Raw genomic sequence first — 18,737 nt, 5'->3', positions numbered from 1 at the left:
AGGCCCCCGCCCGATCAGGGCGAGAGCCTCAATTCCTGAGCCCCCAAGCGGAATCGAACCGCTGACCTTCTCCTTACCATGGAGACGCTCTACCGACTGAGCTATAGGGGCCTGTTGCTCTTTGCGGTTTCCCGCTCGGCAACGAAATAGATCATACCTGAAGTTCAGGCCCTCTAAAACCGCCGGTCTAGAAGGCCGGTTGCAGCAGTCCTCCGAGTGCGTTGCAGGCCGACACCACTCGCTGCAGCTGTCTCTGCGACATCATTCCGTCGACGGGCAGCGCCAGCGTCTCGTCAGCGGCCCGCTCGGTCTCGGGCAGCGCCACATCGCGACGGAACGCCGACAAGCGGTGCACAGGCGTCTTCACCGGCACACTGCACTCGACTCCCTTGCCCCGTAGGAATCGTGCGAAGGCGTCCCGGTCGGGCCGCCCGTTCCCGGGCACCCGCACGACGTACTGCTGATAGGTGTGTCCTTCGTGCCCGAAGGGCGTCCGTACTCCGCTCAGCCGCCCGCTCAAGTAGGCGGCGTGGCTCCGTCGTTGAGCCACTTCGTCGTACGGCTTCTCGGACTCGCCCTGCTCCAGTACGAGGAGCCCGTGCCCGCGGCTGAGTTCTCGCAGCCGTGCGACATCGGCTCTCTGTCCGAAGCGGTGGACGGCGACGACGGCCGCGGTCCGCTCAGTCAGGCGGCTGGCGACGTACGAGGGATCGATGCAGTACGTGTCCGGGTCGATGTCCGCGAAGACAGGGGCTGCACCGGCCCGCACGACGGCTTCGGCGACCTCGGGGTTGCCGAAGGCCGGCACGATCACTTCATCACCGGCGCCGACGCCTGCGGCCTGCAGCATTGCAAGTGTGCCCATGACCTGGATGGTGGTCGCAGAACGTGAACAAGAAGTGACGCACAACAAAAAAGCCTCAACCCCCGAGTGAATACTCGGGGGTTGAGGCTTTATTCAAAATTAGTTCGGCGGCGTCCTACTCTCCCACAGGGTCCCCCCTGCAGTACCATCGGCGCTGTAAGGCTTAGCTTCCGGGTTCGGAATGTAACCGGGCGTTTCCCTCACGCTATGACCACCGAAACACTATGAAACTGTCAACCGGAGCCGTAGCCAATCGGCTTCGACGGTTGTTCGTGGTTTCAGAACCAACACAGTGGACGCGAGCAACTGAGGACAAGCCCTCGGCCTATTAGTACCAGTCACCTCCACACCTTACGGTGCTTCCAGATCTGGCCTATCAACCCAGTCGTCTACTGGGAGCCTTAACCCCTCAAAGGGGGTGGGAGTCCTCATCTTGAAGCAGGCTTCCCGCTTAGATGCTTTCAGCGGTTATCCTTTCCGAACGTAGCCAACCAGCCATGCCCTTGGCAGGACAACTGGCACACCAGAGGTTCGTCCGTCCCGGTCCTCTCGTACTAGGGACAGCCCTTCTCAAGACTCCTACGCGCACAGCGGATAGGGACCGAACTGTCTCACGACGTTCTAAACCCAGCTCGCGTACCGCTTTAATGGGCGAACAGCCCAACCCTTGGGACCGACTCCAGCCCCAGGATGCGACGAGCCGACATCGAGGTGCCAAACCATCCCGTCGATATGGACTCTTGGGGAAGATCAGCCTGTTATCCCCGGGGTACCTTTTATCCGTTGAGCGACGGCGCTTCCACAAGCCACCGCCGGATCACTAGTCCCGACTTTCGTCCCTGCTCGACCCGTCGGTCTCACAGTCAAGCTCCCTTGTGCACTTACACTCAACACCTGATTACCAACCAGGCTGAGGGAACCTTTGGGCGCCTCCGTTACCCTTTGGGAGGCAACCGCCCCAGTTAAACTACCCATCAGACACTGTCCCTGATCCGGATCACGGACCCAGGTTAGACATCCAGCACGACCAGAGTGGTATTTCAACGACGACTCCCCCTGAACTGGCGTCCAGAGTTCACAGTCTCCCACCTATCCTACACAAGCCGAACCGAACACCAATATCAAACTGTAGTAAAGGTCCCGGGGTCTTTCCGTCCTGCTGCGCGAAACGAGCATCTTTACTCGTAGTGCAATTTCACCGGGCCTATGGTTGAGACAGTCGAGAAGTCGTTACGCCATTCGTGCAGGTCGGAACTTACCCGACAAGGAATTTCGCTACCTTAGGATGGTTATAGTTACCACCGCCGTTTACTGGCGCTTAAGTTCTCAGCTTCGCCAAGACGAATCTTGACTAACCGGTCCCCTTAACGTTCCAGCACCGGGCAGGCGTCAGTCCGTATACATCGCCTTACGGCTTCGCACGGACCTGTGTTTTTAGTAAACAGTCGCTTCTCGCTGGTCTCTGCGGCCACCCCCAGCTCAGAGTGCAAGACTCATCACCAGGAATGGCCCCCCTTCTCCCGAAGTTACGGGGGCATTTTGCCGAGTTCCTTAACCATAGTTCACCCGAACGCCTCGGTATTCTCTACCTGACCACCTGAGTCGGTTTAGGGTACGGGCCGCCATGAAACTCGCTAGAGGCTTTTCTCGACAGCATAGGATCATCCACTTCACCACAATCGGCTCGGCATCAGGTCTCAGACTCATGTGAACCGGATTTACCTGGATCACGTCCTACACCCTTACCCCGGGACAACCACCGCCCGGGCTGGACTACCTTCCTGCGTCACCCCATCACTCACCTACTACCAACTTGGGCCGGCGGCTCCACCACTTTCCATTCCCCGAAGGGTCCGGAACGGCTTCACGGCCTTAGCATCACTGGATTCGATGTTTGACGCTTCACAGCGGGTACCGGAATATCAACCGGTTATCCATCGACTACGCCTGTCGGCCTCGCCTTAGGTCCCGACTTACCCTGGGCAGATCAGCTTGACCCAGGAACCCTTAGTCAATCGGCGCACACGTTTCTCACGTGTGTATCGCTACTCATGCCTGCATTCTCACTCGTGAACCGTCCACCACTAGCTTCCGCTGCAGCTTCACCCGGCACACGACGCTCCCCTACCCATCACAGCAGGCGTTGGCCCTCTTGCTGCAATGACACGACTTCGGCGGTACGCTTGAGCCCCGCTACATTGTCGGCGCGGAATCACTAGACCAGTGAGCTATTACGCACTCTTTCAAGGGTGGCTGCTTCTAAGCCAACCTCCTGGTTGTCTCTGCGACTCCACATCCTTTCCCACTTAGCGTACGCTTAGGGGCCTTAGTCGATGCTCTGGGCTGTTTCCCTCTCGACCATGGAGCTTATCCCCCACAGTCTCACTGCCGCGCTCTCACTTACCGGCATTCGGAGTTTGGCTAAGGTCAGTAACCCGGTAGGGCCCATCGCCTATCCAGTGCTCTACCTCCGGCAAGAAACACACGACGCTGCACCTAAATGCATTTCGGGGAGAACCAGCTATCACGGAGTTTGATTGGCCTTTCACCCCTAACCACAGGTCATCCCCCAGGTTTTCAACCCTGGTGGGTTCGGTCCTCCACGAAGTCTTACCTCCGCTTCAACCTGCCCATGGCTAGATCACTCCGCTTCGGGTCTTGAGCGCGCTACTGAATCGCCCTATTCGGACTCGCTTTCGCTACGGCTTCCCCACACGGGTTAACCTCGCAACACACCGCAAACTCGCAGGCTCATTCTTCAAAAGGCACGCAGTCACGAGATATGTGCAAGCACATATCCGACGCTCCCACGGCTTGTAGGCACACGGTTTCAGGTACTATTTCACTCCGCTCCCGCGGTACTTTTCACCATTCCCTCACGGTACTATCCGCTATCGGTCACCAGGGAATATTTAGGCTTAACGGGTGGTCCCGCCAGATTCACACGGGATTTCTCGGGCCCCGTGCTACTTGGGTGTCTCTTAAACGAGCCGCTGACGTTTCGACTACGGGGGTCTTACCCTCTACGCCGGACCTTTCGCATGTCCTTCGCCTACATCAACGGTTTCTGACTCGTCCCACGGCCGGCAGACCGTAGAAAAGAGATCCCACAACCCCCACGACGCAACCCCTGCCGGGTCTCACACGTCGTAGGTTTGGCCTCATCCAGTTTCGCTCGCCACTACTCCCGGAATCACGGTTGTTTTCTCTTCCTGCGGGTACTGAGATGTTTCACTTCCCCGCGTTCCCTCCACACTGCCTATGTGTTCAGCAGCGGGTGACAGCCCATGACGACTGCCGGGTTTCCCCATTCGGAAACCCCCGGATCAAAGCCTGGTTGACGACTCCCCGGGGACTATCGTGGCCTCCCACGTCCTTCATCGGTTCCTGGTGCCAAGGCATCCACCGTGCGCCCTTAAAAACTTGGCCACAGATGCTCGCGTCCACTGTGCAGTTCTCAAACAACGACCAACCACCCATCACCCCGAACCAGTAGTCCGAGTGCACTGGGGCCGGCATTGAGGTCGGGAACAAGTCCGTACCCTCAGATACCCAACAGCGTGCCCGACCCGGTCCCGTCCGGAGATCATGTTTTCCACGCTCCGAAGAGCAGTACTCACAGCCTCCGACCCGTGAACCAGATCGAATAATCAACGTTCCACCCATGAGCAACCACCGTCGAACGTTTGCCGACGTAATGGCCCTGGACCACCGAGCAAGCCCGGCGGCCTAGATGCTCCTTAGAAAGGAGGTGATCCAGCCGCACCTTCCGGTACGGCTACCTTGTTACGACTTCGTCCCAATCGCCAGTCCCACCTTCGACAGCTCCCTCCCACAAGGGGTTGGGCCACCGGCTTCGGGTGTTACCGACTTTCGTGACGTGACGGGCGGTGTGTACAAGGCCCGGGAACGTATTCACCGCAGCAATGCTGATCTGCGATTACTAGCAACTCCAACTTCATGGGGTCGAGTTGCAGACCCCAATCCGAACTGAGACAGGCTTTTTGAGATTCGCTCCACCTCGCGGTATCGCAGCTCATTGTACCTGCCATTGTAGCACGTGTGCAGCCCAAGACATAAGGGGCATGATGACTTGACGTCGTCCCCACCTTCCTCCGAGTTGACCCCGGCGGTCTCCTGTGAGTCCCCATCACCCCGAAGGGCATGCTGGCAACACAGAACAAGGGTTGCGCTCGTTGCGGGACTTAACCCAACATCTCACGACACGAGCTGACGACAGCCATGCACCACCTGTACACCGACCACAAGGGGGGCACTATCTCTAATGCTTTCCGGTGTATGTCAAGCCTTGGTAAGGTTCTTCGCGTTGCGTCGAATTAAGCCACATGCTCCGCTGCTTGTGCGGGCCCCCGTCAATTCCTTTGAGTTTTAGCCTTGCGGCCGTACTCCCCAGGCGGGGCACTTAATGCGTTAGCTGCGGCACGGACAACGTGGAATGTTGCCCACACCTAGTGCCCACCGTTTACGGCGTGGACTACCAGGGTATCTAATCCTGTTCGCTCCCCACGCTTTCGCTCCTCAGCGTCAGTATCGGCCCAGAGATCCGCCTTCGCCACCGGTGTTCCTCCTGATATCTGCGCATTTCACCGCTACACCAGGAATTCCGATCTCCCCTACCGAACTCTAGCCTGCCCGTATCGACTGCAGACCCGGGGTTAAGCCCCGGGCTTTCACAACCGACGCGACAAGCCGCCTACGAGCTCTTTACGCCCAATAATTCCGGACAACGCTTGCGCCCTACGTATTACCGCGGCTGCTGGCACGTAGTTAGCCGGCGCTTCTTCTGCAGGTACCGTCACTTTCGCTTCTTCCCTGCTGAAAGAGGTTTACAACCCGAAGGCCGTCATCCCTCACGCGGCGTCGCTGCATCAGGCTTTCGCCCATTGTGCAATATTCCCCACTGCTGCCTCCCGTAGGAGTCTGGGCCGTGTCTCAGTCCCAGTGTGGCCGGTCGCCCTCTCAGGCCGGCTACCCGTCGTCGCCTTGGTGAGCCACTACCTCACCAACAAGCTGATAGGCCGCGGGCTCATCCTGCACCGCCGGAGCTTTCAACCCCCTCAGATGCCTGAAGGAGTGTCATCCGGTATTAGACCCCGTTTCCAGGGCTTGTCCCAGAGTGCAGGGCAGATTGCCCACGTGTTACTCACCCGTTCGCCACTAATCCACCCCGAAGGGCTTCATCGTTCGACTTGCATGTGTTAAGCACGCCGCCAGCGTTCGTCCTGAGCCAGGATCAAACTCTCCGTGAATGTTTCCCCGTGATCGGGGTGACACCACGAGAGCGGAACAAGGAGAGGAATAATCCCCTTGTTCACAGCGTCCTCGCTGTGCGCCTACCGGTCAGTGACCGGCAGGACTTTTTCAAAGGAACCTCAACTCACCGAAGTGAGTCGGGGTATCAACATATCTGGCGTTGATTTTTGGCACGCTGTTGAGTTCTCAAGGAACGGACGCTTCCTTTGTACTCACCCTCTCGGGCTTTCCTCCGGGCGCTTCCCTTCGGTATTTCGTGTTTCCGACTCTATCAGACCGTTTCACCGGCCGACTTCCTCGGGGTCTTGCTTCGCTTTCCAGGAATTCCGCTTTGGCGGTTTCCTTTCCGGCGCTCCCGACTTTATCAGAGATTCTGAGTCGGAATTCCCGCCCCTCTCGGGGACGTGGTCCCAGCGCGTGAGCACTGCGGGTTCCCCTCGGGCGGAGCCGTAAACCTACTGGAGCGGGGCGCCTCGATGCAAATCGAGGCGCCCCGCTCCTCAGGTGCTTCCGGCGTGGCCTCAGACCTCGACGACGACCGGGAGGATCATCGGGCGCCGGCGGTAGGTGTCCGACACCCACTTGCCCAGCGTGCGGCGGATGAGCTGCTGCAGCTGGTGGGGCTCGACGACGCCGTCCTGGGCCGACTTCTCCAGGACCTCCTGGATCTTCGGGACGACGGCGCTGAACGCGGAGTCCTCGATACCGGAGCCGCGGGCCTGGATGTTCGGGCCGCTGGTGATCTTGCCGGTGCTCGAGTCCACCACCACGAAGACCGAGATGATGCCCTCGTCCCCGAGGATCTTGCGGTCCTTGAGCGCGGGCTCGCCGACATCGCCGACCGAGAGGCCGTCGACGTAGACGTAACCGGCCTGAACCTTGCCGACGATCTTCGCCTTGCCTCCGACGAGGTCGACCACGACGCCGTCCTCGGCGATGACGATGCGGTCGTGCGGAACGCCGGTGAGAGCGCCGAGCTCGGCGTTGGCGCGCAGGTGACGCCATTCGCCGTGGACCGGCATCAGGTTCTTCGGCTTGCAGATGTTGTAGAAGTACAGGAGCTCGCCCGCGGACGCGTGGCCCGAGACGTGCACCTTGGCGTTGCCCTTGTGGACGACGTTGGCGCCCCAGCGGGTCAGGCCGTTGATGACGCGGTAGACCGCGTTCTCGTTGCCGGGGATCAGCGACGAGGCCAGGATCACCGTGTCGCCGGAGACGATGCGGATCTGGTGGTCACGGTTGGCCATGCGGGACAGGGCCGCCATCGGTTCGCCCTGGGAGCCCGTGCAGACCAGGACGACCTCGCTGTCCGGGAGATCGTCGAGCGTCTTGACGTCCACGACCAGGCCCGGCGGGACCTTCAGGTAGCCGAGATCCCGGGCGATGCCCATGTTGCGGACCATCGAGCGGCCCACGAACGCGACCCGGCGGCCGTACTCGTGCGCGGCGTCCAGGATCTGCTGGATGCGGTGCACATGGCTGGCGAACGACGCGACGATGATCCGCTTCTGGGCGCCGGCGAAGACGCCGCGGATCACGTTCGAGATGTCGCGCTCGGGCGGGACGAAGCCCGGGACCTCGGCGTTCGTCGAGTCGGAGAGGAGCAGGTCCATGCCCTCCTCGCCGAGTCGCGCGAAGGTGGGAAGGTCCGTCAGGCGACGGTCCAGCGGGAGCTGGTCCATCTTGAAGTCGCCGGTGTGGACCACCATGCCCGCGGGCGTACGGATGGCGACGGCCAGCGCGTCCGGGATGGAGTGGTTGACCGCGACGAACTCGCAGTCGAAGGGACCGAGCCGCTCACGGTCGCCCTCGGCCACCTCAAGGGTGTAGGGGCGGATGCGGTGCTCCTGGAGCTTCGCCTCGATGAGGGCGAGCGTCAGCTTGGAGCCGATCAGCGGGATGTCCGGCTTCTCGCGCAGGAGGTACGGGACGCCACCGATGTGGTCCTCGTGGCCGTGCGTCAGGACGATGCCCTCGATGTCGTCGAGGCGGTCCCGGATGGACGTGAAGTCCGGAAGGATCAGGTCGATTCCGGGCTGCTCCTCCTCGGGGAAGAGCACTCCGCAGTCGACGATCAGCAGACGGCCGTCAAACTCGAAGACGGTCATGTTGCGCCCGATCTCACCGAGGCCGCCGAGCGGGGTGACGCGCAGGCCGCCCTTCGGGAGCTTCGGCGGGGCGCCGAGTTCAGGATGCGGATGACTCAAAAGACTCTCCCTTAAGCACGCGCGCCACGTACCTGTAGGCACGTGGCGCGCGTGACGTTCGTGCAGTAGCAGTTGTTGGTGGTTCTTGGGTGTTGCTCGTGTTCTGTTGATTCAGTTGTGGAGCTTTTCGAAGTCTGTGATTAGAGCTGTACCCCACCGGCGGCAAGATCGATCTTGAGCTGCGCCGTTTCGGCGGGGGTGAGTTCCACGAGGGGCAGGCGCAGCGGTCCGGCCGGCAGGCCCTGGAGGGCGAGCGCGGCCTTCGTGGTGATGACGCCCTGCGTGCGGAACATGCCGGTGAAGACGGGGAGCAGCTTCTGGTGGATCTCCGTGGCCTTGTGGACGTCACCGGAGACGTACGCGTCGAGCATCGCGCGCAGTTCGGGTGCGACCACATGGCCGACGACCGAGACGAAGCCGCATGCGCCGACCGAGAGCAGCGGCAGGTTGAGCATGTCGTCGCCGGAGTACCAGGCGAGGCCGGAGCGGGCGATGGCCCAGCTGGCGCGGCCGAGGTCGCCCTTGGCGTCCTTGTTGGCGACGATGCGCGGGTGCTCGGCGAGCCGGACGATCGTGTCCGTGTTGATCGGTACGCCGCTGCGGCCCGGGATGTCGTACAGCATCACGGGCAGTTCGGTCGAGTCCGCGATCGCCGTGAAGTGGCGGAGCAGACCCTCCTGCGGGGGCTTGTTGTAGTACGGCGTCACCGTGAGCAGACCGTGGGCGCCGGCCTGCTGGGCGTCGCGGGCCAGCTCGATGCTGTGCCGCGTGTCGTTCGTGCCGACGCCGGCGACGACGTGCGCGCGGTCGCCGACCGCTTCCACGACGGCCCGTACGAGATCCGCTTTCTCCGCGTTGCCGGTGGTCGGGGACTCGCCCGTGGTGCCGTTGACGATCAGGCCGTCGTTGCCTGCGTCCACCAGGTGGGCGGCGAGTCGCTGCGCGCCGTCGAGGTCAAGTGCGCCGTCCGCCGCGAAGGGCGTGACCATGGCGGTGAGGACCCTCCCGAAGGGGGTCTGCGGAGTCGAGGTCGGAGCCATGGGTAACACGCTACTCGCTGCTCAGCGCCGGGTCCCCCCTCGGGGGATGCGACAAGTCACGACAAAGAAGGAGCCCGGCACTGCCTGCTCGGGGGTTCAAGCAGTGCCGGGTCCGTTTGATCAGGCTAGATGAACTTTACGAAATGCCGCAATACGGACACTTCGGTCGGCTGATCCGCACATCTGTGCCGCGGCGCGACACGACGATCAAGAGACGTCCGCGTCCAGGACTACGGCGCCACGCGGCCGTTGGCATTGAAGGCCGCGTACGTGAGCGGCATGAGCTTGGCCCATTCCGCCTCCATCTTCTCGCCGACCATCTCGATCTCCCGCTGCGGGAAGGACGGGACCTTGGCCAGCTCGTGCTGGGTACGCAGGCCGATGAAGTGCATCAGCGAGCGCGCGTTGCACGTCGCGTACATCGACGAGAACAGGCCGACCGGGAGCACCGCACGGGCCACCTCGCGGGCGACACCCGCCGCCAGCATCTCCTGGTACGCCTCGTACGCCTGGCGGTACGAGTCCTCCATGACGCGGCCCGTCAGCTCCTGCTGGGCCTGCGTGCCCTCGACGAACACGTACTTGCCGGGGCGGCCCTCCTGCACGAGCTTGCGGTCGGCGTCCGGGACGTAGAAGACCGGCTGGAGCTCCCGGTAGCGGCCCGACTCCTCGTTGTACGACCAGCCCACGCGGTGCCGCATGAACTCGCGGAAGACGAAGATCGGGGCGCTGATGAGGAAGGTCATCGAGTTGTGCTCGAACGGGCTGCCGTGGCGGTCGCGCATCAAGTAGTTGATGAGGCCCTTGGATCGGGCGGGGTCCTTCGACAGCTCGTCCAAAGACTGCTCGCCTACCGTGGACACACGCGCCGCGAACAGCACGTCGGCGTCGCTCGCGGTGTGCTTCACGAGCTCGACGGTGACGTCGCCTCGGAACGTCGGCTTGAGGTCTTCAGCAGGGGTTTCGGTCACGACTTGAGGGGTCCTTCCCAGTACTTCACTCGGGCGGCGCCCACTCTACGGGCCGCCACTGACAACGGGGCATTCGCTCGCTTCTCACGACGATCTCCGGCGAACGAGAGCGAACTTCAGTGAATTTGGCGAAAGTGGGCACCATTTGGGGCGTTCGAGCGTCTGTGTAGATGAACACACTTCGTTCGAACCTCTTGAGGAGAAGCACCGCCCATGTTTCGTCGGCGCGAGCCCGTACCGTTCGCCTTCATCGCCGAAGCCGACAAGTTCCGCAGTAACGTCACGCCGCCCGCGCGCGAGCGTCCCTCCGCAGGTCAGATCGCCGGCCGCACCCTCGTGGGGCTGACCGTCGTGGCCGGGCTCGTGGGCTCTCTGTTGTTCGGGATGCCCGCTCTGTCGGCCGGCCCGTCCTCCCAGCACGTTCAGCAGTCCGAAGCGTCCGACGGGCGCTGACCGGGAGCTGACTCGTCCGGACCCCCTGAGGTGGAAGGCCGGAGCGCGCCTGGGTAGCCTCACCGGGCACAGCCCCCATCCAGCGTGGATCGAGTGAGGACCCGTCGTGCCCCTGCCCTTCCTGACGGCCGACCGTGCTTTTGACGAAGCCGCGGACACCGCGCTGCCCTTCGACGACCGCGACCAGTGGCGCCGTCCCTACCGCCCGGGCCCGTACCGGGTGGGGGCGTCCGCGCTGCTGCTGCTCCTGGCGTCGTACGTGCTGTTCGCCGCCGTGATCATCGCGGTGGCCGGGGACACGGCCGCGGCCGGGATCTGCGGCGTGCTCGCCCTGCTGATCATCGTGGCCGCCCTGCGGATGCTGAGGATGGGTGCCTGGGTGAGCGCGCGCGGGCTGCGCCATGTCGCCTTCTTCAAGACGCAGACGGTGCCGTGGGGAAAGGTCGTGACCGCGCGCACGGTGCAGCAGCCGGTGCGCTGGCTCGGGCTGCCTCGGACCGTGCAGGGCCAGGCCCTGGTCCTCGTACGGCGGGATCTGTCGGGTGAGCAGACGGCGCTGCTGACCAGTCACAACGGAGACTTCCTCGGCCGGGCCACCGCGTTCGACCGAGCCGCGGACAGTATCGAGGTGTGGGCCGAGGAGTACCGGCCGCACAGCTGAGTCGCACAACATGCGAAAGGGCCCGCACCGGGAAGACGGTGCGGGCCCCTTTCTGTGATGTCAGGCGCTTACGGAGCGGCCCTCCTGGAGGGCGATCGCGCGCTGCATCGCCTTCCGCGCGCGCGGGGTGTCGCGCGCGTCCTTGTAGGCGACGGCCAGCCGGAACCAGCAGCGCCAGTCGCCCGGAGTGTCCTCCGTCTCGGCCCTGCGCCGGGCGAAGACCTCGTCGGCGGAGTCACGGTCGATGCGGCCGTACTGGTCGCGGCGGAGCTCGTCGACGGGCAGTCCGCCCTCGGCCTCGAGGAGTTCGGCGAGGCGGTTGGCCTTACGGACGAACTGGGTGTTCGCCCACAGGAACCACACGCCGATCACGGGCAGGATCAGCACCGCGATGCCGAAGGTGACCGTCAGCACCGTGCCCTGCTGGATGAGCATGACCCCGCGGTCGCCGGCCAGGACGAAGTAGACGACCAGGACGGCGGCCGTGACGGCGTAGGTGATTTTCGCGCGCATCGCTGCAGGTCAGCCGTTCAGATCGAGGAAGTGTTCCAGGCCGAAGGTGAGGCCGGGGGTCGTCACGACCTTGCGGGCGCCCAGCAGGATGCCCGGCATGAAGCTGCTGTGGTGCAGCGAGTCGTGGCGGATGGTCAGCGTCTCGCCCTCGCCGCCCAGGAGGACCTCCTGGTGGGCCAGGAGGCCGCGCAGACGTACCGAGTGCACCGGAACGCCGTCGACGTCCGCGCCGCGCGCCCCGTCGAGCGCCGTCGCCGTCGCGTCGGGCTGGGGCGCGCTGCCCGCCTTCTGCCGCGCGGCGGCGATCAGCTGGGCCGTGCGGGACGCCGTACCGGAGGGCGCGTCGACCTTCCTCGGGTGGTGCAGCTCGATGACCTCGACGGACTCGAAGTACGGGGCCGCCACCTCGGCGAACTTCATGGTCAGGACCGCGCCGATGGAGAAGTTCGGCGCGATGAGCACGCCCGTCTCCGGAGAGGCGGCCAGCCACTGCCGAAGCTGCGCGAGACGGTCTTCCGTCCAGCCCGTCGTCCCGACGACTCCGTGGATTCCGTGGCGCACACAGAAGTCCAGGTTCTCCATCACCGAGTCGGGCGTGGTCAGCTCGACCGCGACCTGGGCGCCCGACTCGACGAGGGCATCCAGCTTGTCGCCACGGCCGAGGGCCGCGACCAGCTCCATGTCCTCGGCGGCCTCGACGGCTCGTACCGCCTCGGAGCCGATGCGGCCCCGGGCTCCGAGGACCGCCACGCGCAGCTTGCTCATGTCTTCCCTGATCCTTACGTAGGTGGCTGTTACGCGACCGCTTCGTGCAGGCGCGCGGCCTGCTTGTCCTTGAGCGGGCCGATGACCGACAGGGACGGGCGCTGTCCCAGGATGTCGCGTGCGACCTCGCGCACCTCGTCCGGGGTCACGGCCGCGATGCGCTCCAGCATGTCGTCGACCGACATCTGCTCGCCCCAGCACAGCTCGCTCTTGCCGATACGGTTCATCAGCGCGCCCGTGTCCTCCAGGCCCAGGACCGTGGAGCCGGAGAGCTGGCCGATGGCGCGGCTGATCTCGTCGTCGCTCAGACCGTGCTGCGCGACCTGGTCGAGCTCGTCGCGGCAGATCTTCAGGACGTCGTGCACCTGACTGGGGCGGCAGCCCGCGTACACGCCGAACAGTCCGCAGTCCGCGAAGCCAGACGTGTACGAGTACACGCTGTACGCAAGGCCCCGCTTCTCGCGGACCTCCTGGAAGAGGCGGGACGACATGCCGCCGCCCAGTGCCGTGTTCAGGACGCCCATGGCCCAGCGGCGGTCGTCGGTGCGGGCCAGCCCCGGCATGCCGAGGATGACGTGGGCCTGCTCGGTCTTGCGGCCGAGGAGTTCCATGCGGCCGGCCGCGCGCAGCGTCTTGTGGCCCGCGCGGGGGCCGATGGGGGCCGCGGCCGCGCCGTTCAGCGCGCCCGCCTTCTCGAAGGCGGCGCGGACCTGGCGGACGACCTTGTTGTGGTCGACGTTGCCCGCAGCGGCGACGACCAGGTGCGTCGGGTCGTAGTGCTTCTTGTAGAAGCGGCTGATCTGACCGCGGTTGAGCGCGTTGATCGTGTCGACCGTGCCGAGGACGGGGCGGCCGAGCGGGGTGTCGCCGAGCATGGTGTGCGCGAACAGGTCGTGCACGCAGTCGCCCGGGTCGTCCTCGGTCATCGCGATCTCTTCGAGGATCACGCCGCGCTCCGCGTCGACGTCCTCCTCGTCGATGAGGGAGCCGGTCAGCATGTCGCAGACCACGTCTATGGCGAGCGGCAGATCGGTGTCGAGTACGCGCGCGTAGTAGCACGTGTACTCCTTCGCCGTGAAGGCGTTCATCTCGCCGCCGACCGCGTCGATCGCGGCGGAGATGTCCAGGGCGCTGCGTTTGCGCGTGCCCTTGAAGAGGAGGTGCTCCAGGTAGTGCGTCGCACCGTTCAGTGTGGGCGTCTCGTCGCGGGAACCGACGTGGGCCCAGATGCCGAAGGTGGCCGAGCGGACGGAGGGCAGGGTCTCGGTGACGATGCGCAGACCGCTCGGGAGCGTGGTCCTGCGGACCGTACCGATGCCGTTCTCGCCCTTGATCAGGGTTTGGGTACGGGCGACGGCCCGCGCCTCCGAGGAGGTGCGGGCCGTCGCCTTGGTGCTACGGGACGTCACTTGTCGGCGTCGTCCTTCTTGTTCTCGTCGCCGTCCTCGCCCTCGATCACGGGGATCAGGGAGAGCTTGCCGCGGGAGTCGATCTCGGCGATCTCGACCTGGACCTTCTGGCCCACACCGAGGACGTCCTCGACGTTCTCCACGCGCTTGCCGCCGGCGAGCTTGCGGATCTGCGAGATGTGCAGCAGACCGTCCTTGCCCGGGAGCAGCGAGACGAACGCACCGAAGGTCGTCGTCTTCACGACGGTGCCCAGGTAGCGCTCGCCGACCTCCGGCATGGTCGGGTTCGCGATGCCGTTGATCGTGGCGCGGGCGGCCTCGGCGGCCGGACCGTCGGCGGCACCGATGTAGATCGTGCCGTCGTCCTCGATCGTGATGTCGGCGCCGGTGTCCTCCTGGATCTGGTTGATCATCTTGCCCTTGGGGCCGATGACCTCACCGATCTTGTCCACGGGGATCTTGACGGTGATGATCCGCGGGGCGTTCGGGGACATCTCGTCCGGGACGTCGATCGCTTCCATCATCACGTCGAGGATGTGGAGGCGGGCGTCACGGGCCTGCTTGAGGGCGGCGGCCAGGACGGAGGCCGGGATGCCGTCGAGCTTCGTGTCGAGCTGGAGGGCCGTCACGAACTCCTTGGTGCCGGCGACCTTGAAGTCCATGTCACCGAAGGCGTCCTCCGCACCGAGGATGTCGGTGAGGGCGACGTAGTGCGTCTCGCCCTTGATCTCCTGCGAGATCAGACCCATGGCGATACCGGCGACGGGGGCCTTCAGCGGCACACCGGCGTTCAGCAGCGACATGGTGGAGGCGCAGACCGAGCCCATGGACGTCGAGCCGTTGGAACCGAGGGCCTCGGAGACCTGACGGATCGCGTAGGGGAACTCCTCGCGCGTCGGCAGGACCGGCACGATCGCGCGCTCGGCGAGCGCGCCGTGGCCGATCTCGCGGCGCTTCGGGGAGCCGACGCGGCCCGTCTCGCCGACGGAGTACGGCGGGAAGTTGTAGTTGTGCATGTAGCGCTTGCGGGTCACCGGGGAGAGGGTGTCCAGCTGCTGCTCCATGCGCAGCATGTTCAGCGTGGTGACACCCAGGATCTGGGTCTCGCCGCGCTCGAACAGGGCCGAGCCGTGCACGCGCGGGATGGCCTCGACCTCGGCGGCCAGGGTGCGGATGTCGGTGACACCGCGGCCGTCGATGCGCTTCTTCTCCTTGATGACGCGCTCACGGACCAGGGACTTGGTCAGGGAGCGGTACGCGGCGGAGATCTCCTTCTCGCGGCCCTCGAACTGCGGGAGCAGCTTCTCGGCGGCCAGACCCTTGACGCGGTCCAGCTCGGCCTCGCGGTCCTGCTTGCCCGGGATGGTGAGGGCGGCGGAGAGCTCGGACTTGACCGCGGCGGTCAGGGCCTCGAGCACGTCGTCCTGGTAGTCCAGGAAGATCGGGAACTCGGCGGTCGGCTTCGCGGCCTTGGCGGCGAGGTCCGACTGGGCCTTGCAGAGGACCTTGATGAAGGGCTTCGCGGCCTCGAGACCGGCGGCGACGACCTCCTCGGTGGGAGCCTCGGCGCCGCCCTCGACGAGCTTGATGGTCTTGTCGGTGGCCTCGGCCTCGACCATCATGATCGCGACGTCGCCGTCCTCGAGGACGCGACCGGCGACGACCATGTCGAAGACGGCGTCCTCGAGCTCGGTGTGCGTCGGGAACGCGACCCACTGGCCGTTGATCAGCGCGACGCGGACGCCGCCGACCGGGCCGGAGAAGGGCAGACCGGCCAGCTGCGTGGACGCGGACGCGGCGTTGATCGCCACGACGTCGTACAGGTGGTCGGGGTTGAGCGCCATGATCGTGGCGACGACCTGGATCTCGTTGCGCAGGCCCTTCTTGAAGGACGGGCGCAGCGGGCGGTCGATCAGGCGGCAGGTGAGGATGGCGTCCTCGGAGGGACGGCCTTCACGGCGGAAGAAGCTGCCGGGGATCTTGCCGGCGGCGTACTGCCGCTCCTCGACGTCCACCGTGAGGGGGAAGAAGTCGAGCTGGTCCTTGGGGTTCTTCGAGGCCGAGGTGGCCGAGAGCACCATGGTGTCGTCGTCGAGGTAGGCGACGGCGGAACCGGCGGCCTGGCGGGCCAGCCGGCCCGTCTCGAAGCGGATGGTGCGGGTGCCGAAGGAGCCGTTGTCGATGACGGCCTCGGCGTAGTGGGTCTCGTTCTCCACTAGCGTTTTCTCCGTTACTTTCGTCTGTTTCGTCTTTTGTCCGCATCTGCCCGTGTGGCAGTGGGACGGAACGGAGAAGCGCGCCTTGGGTGCGGGCCGGTCTTCGATCGAAGCACCCGGGGATCCTCTTGCGTCTCCGGGGGCCACTACCGAGGACCGGCGGCGGCGAGGGTGCGCTTCTCCTCATTCGTACGTCACCAGACTACAAAGCGTCTGTGACAGTGCGCACGTACAGCAAAGGGAGCGGCCCCCTCAATTGGGAACCGCTCCCTTCACGGCGTCTTAGCGGGCGCCGGCCGCACCGCGGCGGATGCCGAGGCGCTCGACCAGCACACGGAAGCGCTGGATGTCCTTCTTGGCCAGGTACTGCAGAAGGCGGCGACGCTGGCCGACCAGGATGAGCAGACCACGACGCGAGTGGTGGTCGTGCTTGTGCGTCTTGAGGTGCTCGGTCAGGTCCGAGATGCGGCGCGAAAGCATGGCGACCTGGACCTCGGGGGAGCCGGTGTCGCCCTCCTTCTGGCCGAACTCGGCGATGATCTGCTTCTTCGTAGCGGCGTCGAGCGACACGCGTACTCCTCTTGGTGTTCTTCGTGGCCACCGAGTGCCCCTGGTCTACATCTCAGGAGAGCTTCCGTAACTCGGAGGCGGGGATCCGTCCGGCGCTGCCCCCGGGATGCAGGTGGGGGCGCGTACACAAACGGCCGTCACACAGCGTACCAGCCGCCGGGAGCGCCCCCGACCCTGCCCTTGACCAGCCCGTCTCAGCTGGTCATGGCCCGCGCCGACGCGTACACGTCGAAGACCGCGAGGGCCAGCGGGATCAGGGTGAGCAGGACGAACGTCTCGGCGATCTCCAGGAAGCGGCCCCAGAAGGGGGTGATGCCGCGACGCGGAGTGATCAGGCCGATCGCGGTGACCAGGGCGGCGGCCGCTCCGATGGCCGCGGCGATCCACACCGTACGGATGTCGAGCGCCGTGGTGTCGTGCTTGAGCACGGCGTCGCGCAGGTAGTCCATCGGAGGGTGCAGCGCGAGACCGAGGCCCAGGAAGACGAGCGCGGCGAGGCCGGCCGCCAGGGTGGCGCCTACTTGTGCGGTGTAGCGGAACAGGTGGGCGCGCATCAGCATCGCGATGCCGGTGGCCAGGGCCAGCAGCTGTCCCCATACGTTGCTGGAGAAGCCGAGGACGATCGACGCGCCTACGGAGACGAGAGCGCAGCCGCCGACGAGACCGACGAGCAGCTCGTGGCCGCGGCGGGCCTGGGCGGCGACGCGATCGGCGTCCACGGCCTCGTGCGGGTCGGCCGGGTCCGCCGCGGTCTCGTAGCCCGCGCGCCCGGGGTTGGGCGGTTCGAAGCCGATGGGCAGACGCGCGAACCGCATGGACAGGCCGGGCAGGAAGGCCAGTGCGCTCACGGAGAGCGGGGCGCCGATGGCGGCCGTCTCGATGGGCCGCAGGTCCGTGAGGATCGCGATGAAGGTGGTCAGCAGGCCGATCAGGGAGGCGAAGACGAACGCCACGAAGGGGCCGTCACCACCGGGAGACACCAAGGTGAGCACGACGGAGACGACCAGGACCGCCGCGCAGGCGAGCAGGAACTGGAGGCGGCCGATGCCCTGGCCCGAAGAGAGCGGCAGCAGGCCGGAGCCCGCCACGGCGATGTTCGGCAGGGCGCCGAGGCCGAGCGCGACCGCCGAGCCACGGTCGGCGTAGATCCGGGCGCGAACGCACGCCAGGGTGACAAGAAGAAGGCCCGCGACGCCGGCGAGGATGCCCTGGAGGCTGTGCATGTCGTGGCGGATCTGGGAGTTCCAGGCCACGAAGGCGATCAGCGCGGGCAGGATGCCGCCGGCCACGAGGCCCGCCGCGCGCGTGAGGTCGCCGCTCCACAGGGTGCGGTCCTTGGTGACGGCGGAGGCCACGGCCTCGGAGACGTCGTCGAAGACCGCGGGCGGCAGGGACTCGGAGAAGGGGCGCAGCGTGAGCAGCTCGCCGTCCAGGATGCGCAGCGCGGCGAACGAGCGCGCGCTGTCGAGGACCGTGCCGTCGCGGCGTACGAGGTGGTAGCCGACAGGGGCGCCCTCGGCCGGGCTCTGCTGGGAGAGCCGCAGGATCTCGGGGTACAGGTCGGCGACCGGTACGTCGTCGGGCAGGGCCACGTCGATGCGGCTGTCGGGCGCCACGATGGTGACGCGGCAGAAGCCGAGGCCCGTGCCCGCCCCTGCAGGGGCTCCGGTGCCCGTTCCGCCGGCTCGGCCGGCCGGCGCGGAGGCCGTCATGCTCACCTGCTGTTCCCCCTTTTTCCGAAGAATCGGTTGGTGCGGGGACGGGCGCAGTGGTGTACCGCGCACATCCGCCTG

General features: G+C 65.3%; 12 protein-coding genes, 1 tRNA gene and 3 rRNA genes. 2 read left to right on the top strand and 14 right to left on the bottom strand.

Features of this window, described 5'->3' with window-relative positions:
- Window positions 1–38 precede the first annotated feature (38 nt).
- From ACVHNB_RS09115 to thyX, 8 genes are all read right to left on the bottom strand, one after another.
- Window positions 39–111 (bottom strand) — tRNA-Thr (locus tag ACVHNB_RS09115).
- Between the two features lie 76 nt (window positions 112–187).
- Window positions 188–850, bottom strand: coding sequence for a DegT/DnrJ/EryC1/StrS family aminotransferase (locus ACVHNB_RS09110; protein ID WP_428957522.1), 663 nt, complete (start codon window positions 848–850; stop codon window positions 188–190).
- A gap of 117 nt (window positions 851–967) precedes the next feature.
- A 5S ribosomal RNA gene (rrf, locus tag ACVHNB_RS09105) occupies window positions 968–1,084 on the bottom strand.
- 89 nt (window positions 1,085–1,173) lie between these two features.
- Window positions 1,174–4,294, bottom strand: a 23S ribosomal RNA gene (locus ACVHNB_RS09100).
- A 315-nt stretch (window positions 4,295–4,609) separates the two neighbouring features.
- Window positions 4,610–6,135, bottom strand: a 16S ribosomal RNA gene (locus ACVHNB_RS09095).
- The 16S, 23S and 5S rRNA genes sit together here, the layout of an rRNA operon.
- A 525-nt stretch (window positions 6,136–6,660) precedes the next feature.
- Entirely contained in the window at window positions 6,661–8,346 is a 1,686-nt protein-coding gene (locus ACVHNB_RS09090) for a ribonuclease J (protein ID WP_428951906.1), read from the bottom strand.
- Between the two features lie 140 nt (window positions 8,347–8,486).
- Window positions 8,487–9,386, bottom strand: coding sequence for a 4-hydroxy-tetrahydrodipicolinate synthase (dapA, locus tag ACVHNB_RS09085; RefSeq protein ID WP_428951907.1), 900 nt, complete (start codon window positions 9,384–9,386; stop codon window positions 8,487–8,489).
- 230 nt (window positions 9,387–9,616) lie between these two features.
- Window positions 9,617–10,357, bottom strand: a complete 741-nt coding sequence (gene thyX / locus ACVHNB_RS09080) for an FAD-dependent thymidylate synthase (protein WP_428951908.1) — start codon at window positions 10,355–10,357, stop codon at window positions 9,617–9,619.
- A gap of 213 nt (window positions 10,358–10,570) precedes the next feature.
- On the opposite strand from thyX, the gene ACVHNB_RS09075 reads away from it, so the two are divergent.
- Window positions 10,571–10,810: a hypothetical protein gene (locus ACVHNB_RS09075; protein ID WP_428951909.1), complete on the top strand. Its 240-nt coding sequence runs from the start codon at window positions 10,571–10,573 to the stop codon at window positions 10,808–10,810.
- Window positions 10,811–10,916: 106 nt separating this feature from the next.
- Window positions 10,917–11,471, top strand: a complete 555-nt coding sequence (locus ACVHNB_RS09070) for a hypothetical protein (protein WP_428951910.1) — start codon at window positions 10,917–10,919, stop codon at window positions 11,469–11,471.
- Window positions 11,472–11,531: 60 nt separating this feature from the next.
- Here ACVHNB_RS09070 and ACVHNB_RS09065 read toward each other — a convergent pair whose 3' ends face one another.
- The 6 genes from ACVHNB_RS09065 to eccD all read right to left on the bottom strand — a co-directional run bounded on the left by ACVHNB_RS09065 (window position 11,532) and on the right by eccD (window position 18,656).
- Window positions 11,532–11,984 carry a hypothetical protein gene (locus tag ACVHNB_RS09065; protein ID WP_428951911.1) on the bottom strand — a complete coding sequence of 151 codons (453 nt, stop codon included), beginning with the start codon at window positions 11,982–11,984 and terminating at the stop codon, window positions 11,532–11,534.
- A 9-nt stretch (window positions 11,985–11,993) separates the two neighbouring features.
- Window positions 11,994–12,749: a 4-hydroxy-tetrahydrodipicolinate reductase gene (dapB, locus tag ACVHNB_RS09060; protein ID WP_428951912.1), complete on the bottom strand. Its 756-nt coding sequence runs from the start codon at window positions 12,747–12,749 to the stop codon at window positions 11,994–11,996.
- 29 nt (window positions 12,750–12,778) lie between these two features.
- Window positions 12,779–14,158, bottom strand: a complete 1,380-nt coding sequence (locus tag ACVHNB_RS09055) for a M16 family metallopeptidase (protein WP_428951913.1) — start codon at window positions 14,156–14,158, stop codon at window positions 12,779–12,781.
- A complete protein-coding gene (locus ACVHNB_RS09050) occupies window positions 14,155–16,374 on the bottom strand; it encodes a polyribonucleotide nucleotidyltransferase (protein WP_428951914.1) in 2,220 nt (739 codons plus the stop codon). The genes ACVHNB_RS09055 and ACVHNB_RS09050 overlap by 4 nt, the downstream gene beginning before the upstream one ends.
- A 282-nt stretch (window positions 16,375–16,656) precedes the next feature.
- Window positions 16,657–16,944, bottom strand: a complete 288-nt coding sequence (rpsO, locus tag ACVHNB_RS09045; protein WP_428951915.1) for a 30S ribosomal protein S15 — start codon at window positions 16,942–16,944, stop codon at window positions 16,657–16,659.
- A gap of 194 nt (window positions 16,945–17,138) precedes the next feature.
- The gene (eccD, locus tag ACVHNB_RS09040) at window positions 17,139–18,656 is read right to left on the bottom strand and encodes a type VII secretion integral membrane protein EccD (protein ID WP_456227779.1); all 1,518 of its coding nucleotides are present in this window, start codon (window positions 18,654–18,656) and stop codon (window positions 17,139–17,141) included.
- Between the last annotated feature and the right edge of the window lie 81 nt (window positions 18,657–18,737).

This window comes from Streptomyces sp. YJ-C3 (assembly GCF_053891275.1).
Note: the sequence above shows the minus strand (reverse complement) of the source record. Positions and strands in the feature narration are given on the sequence as shown.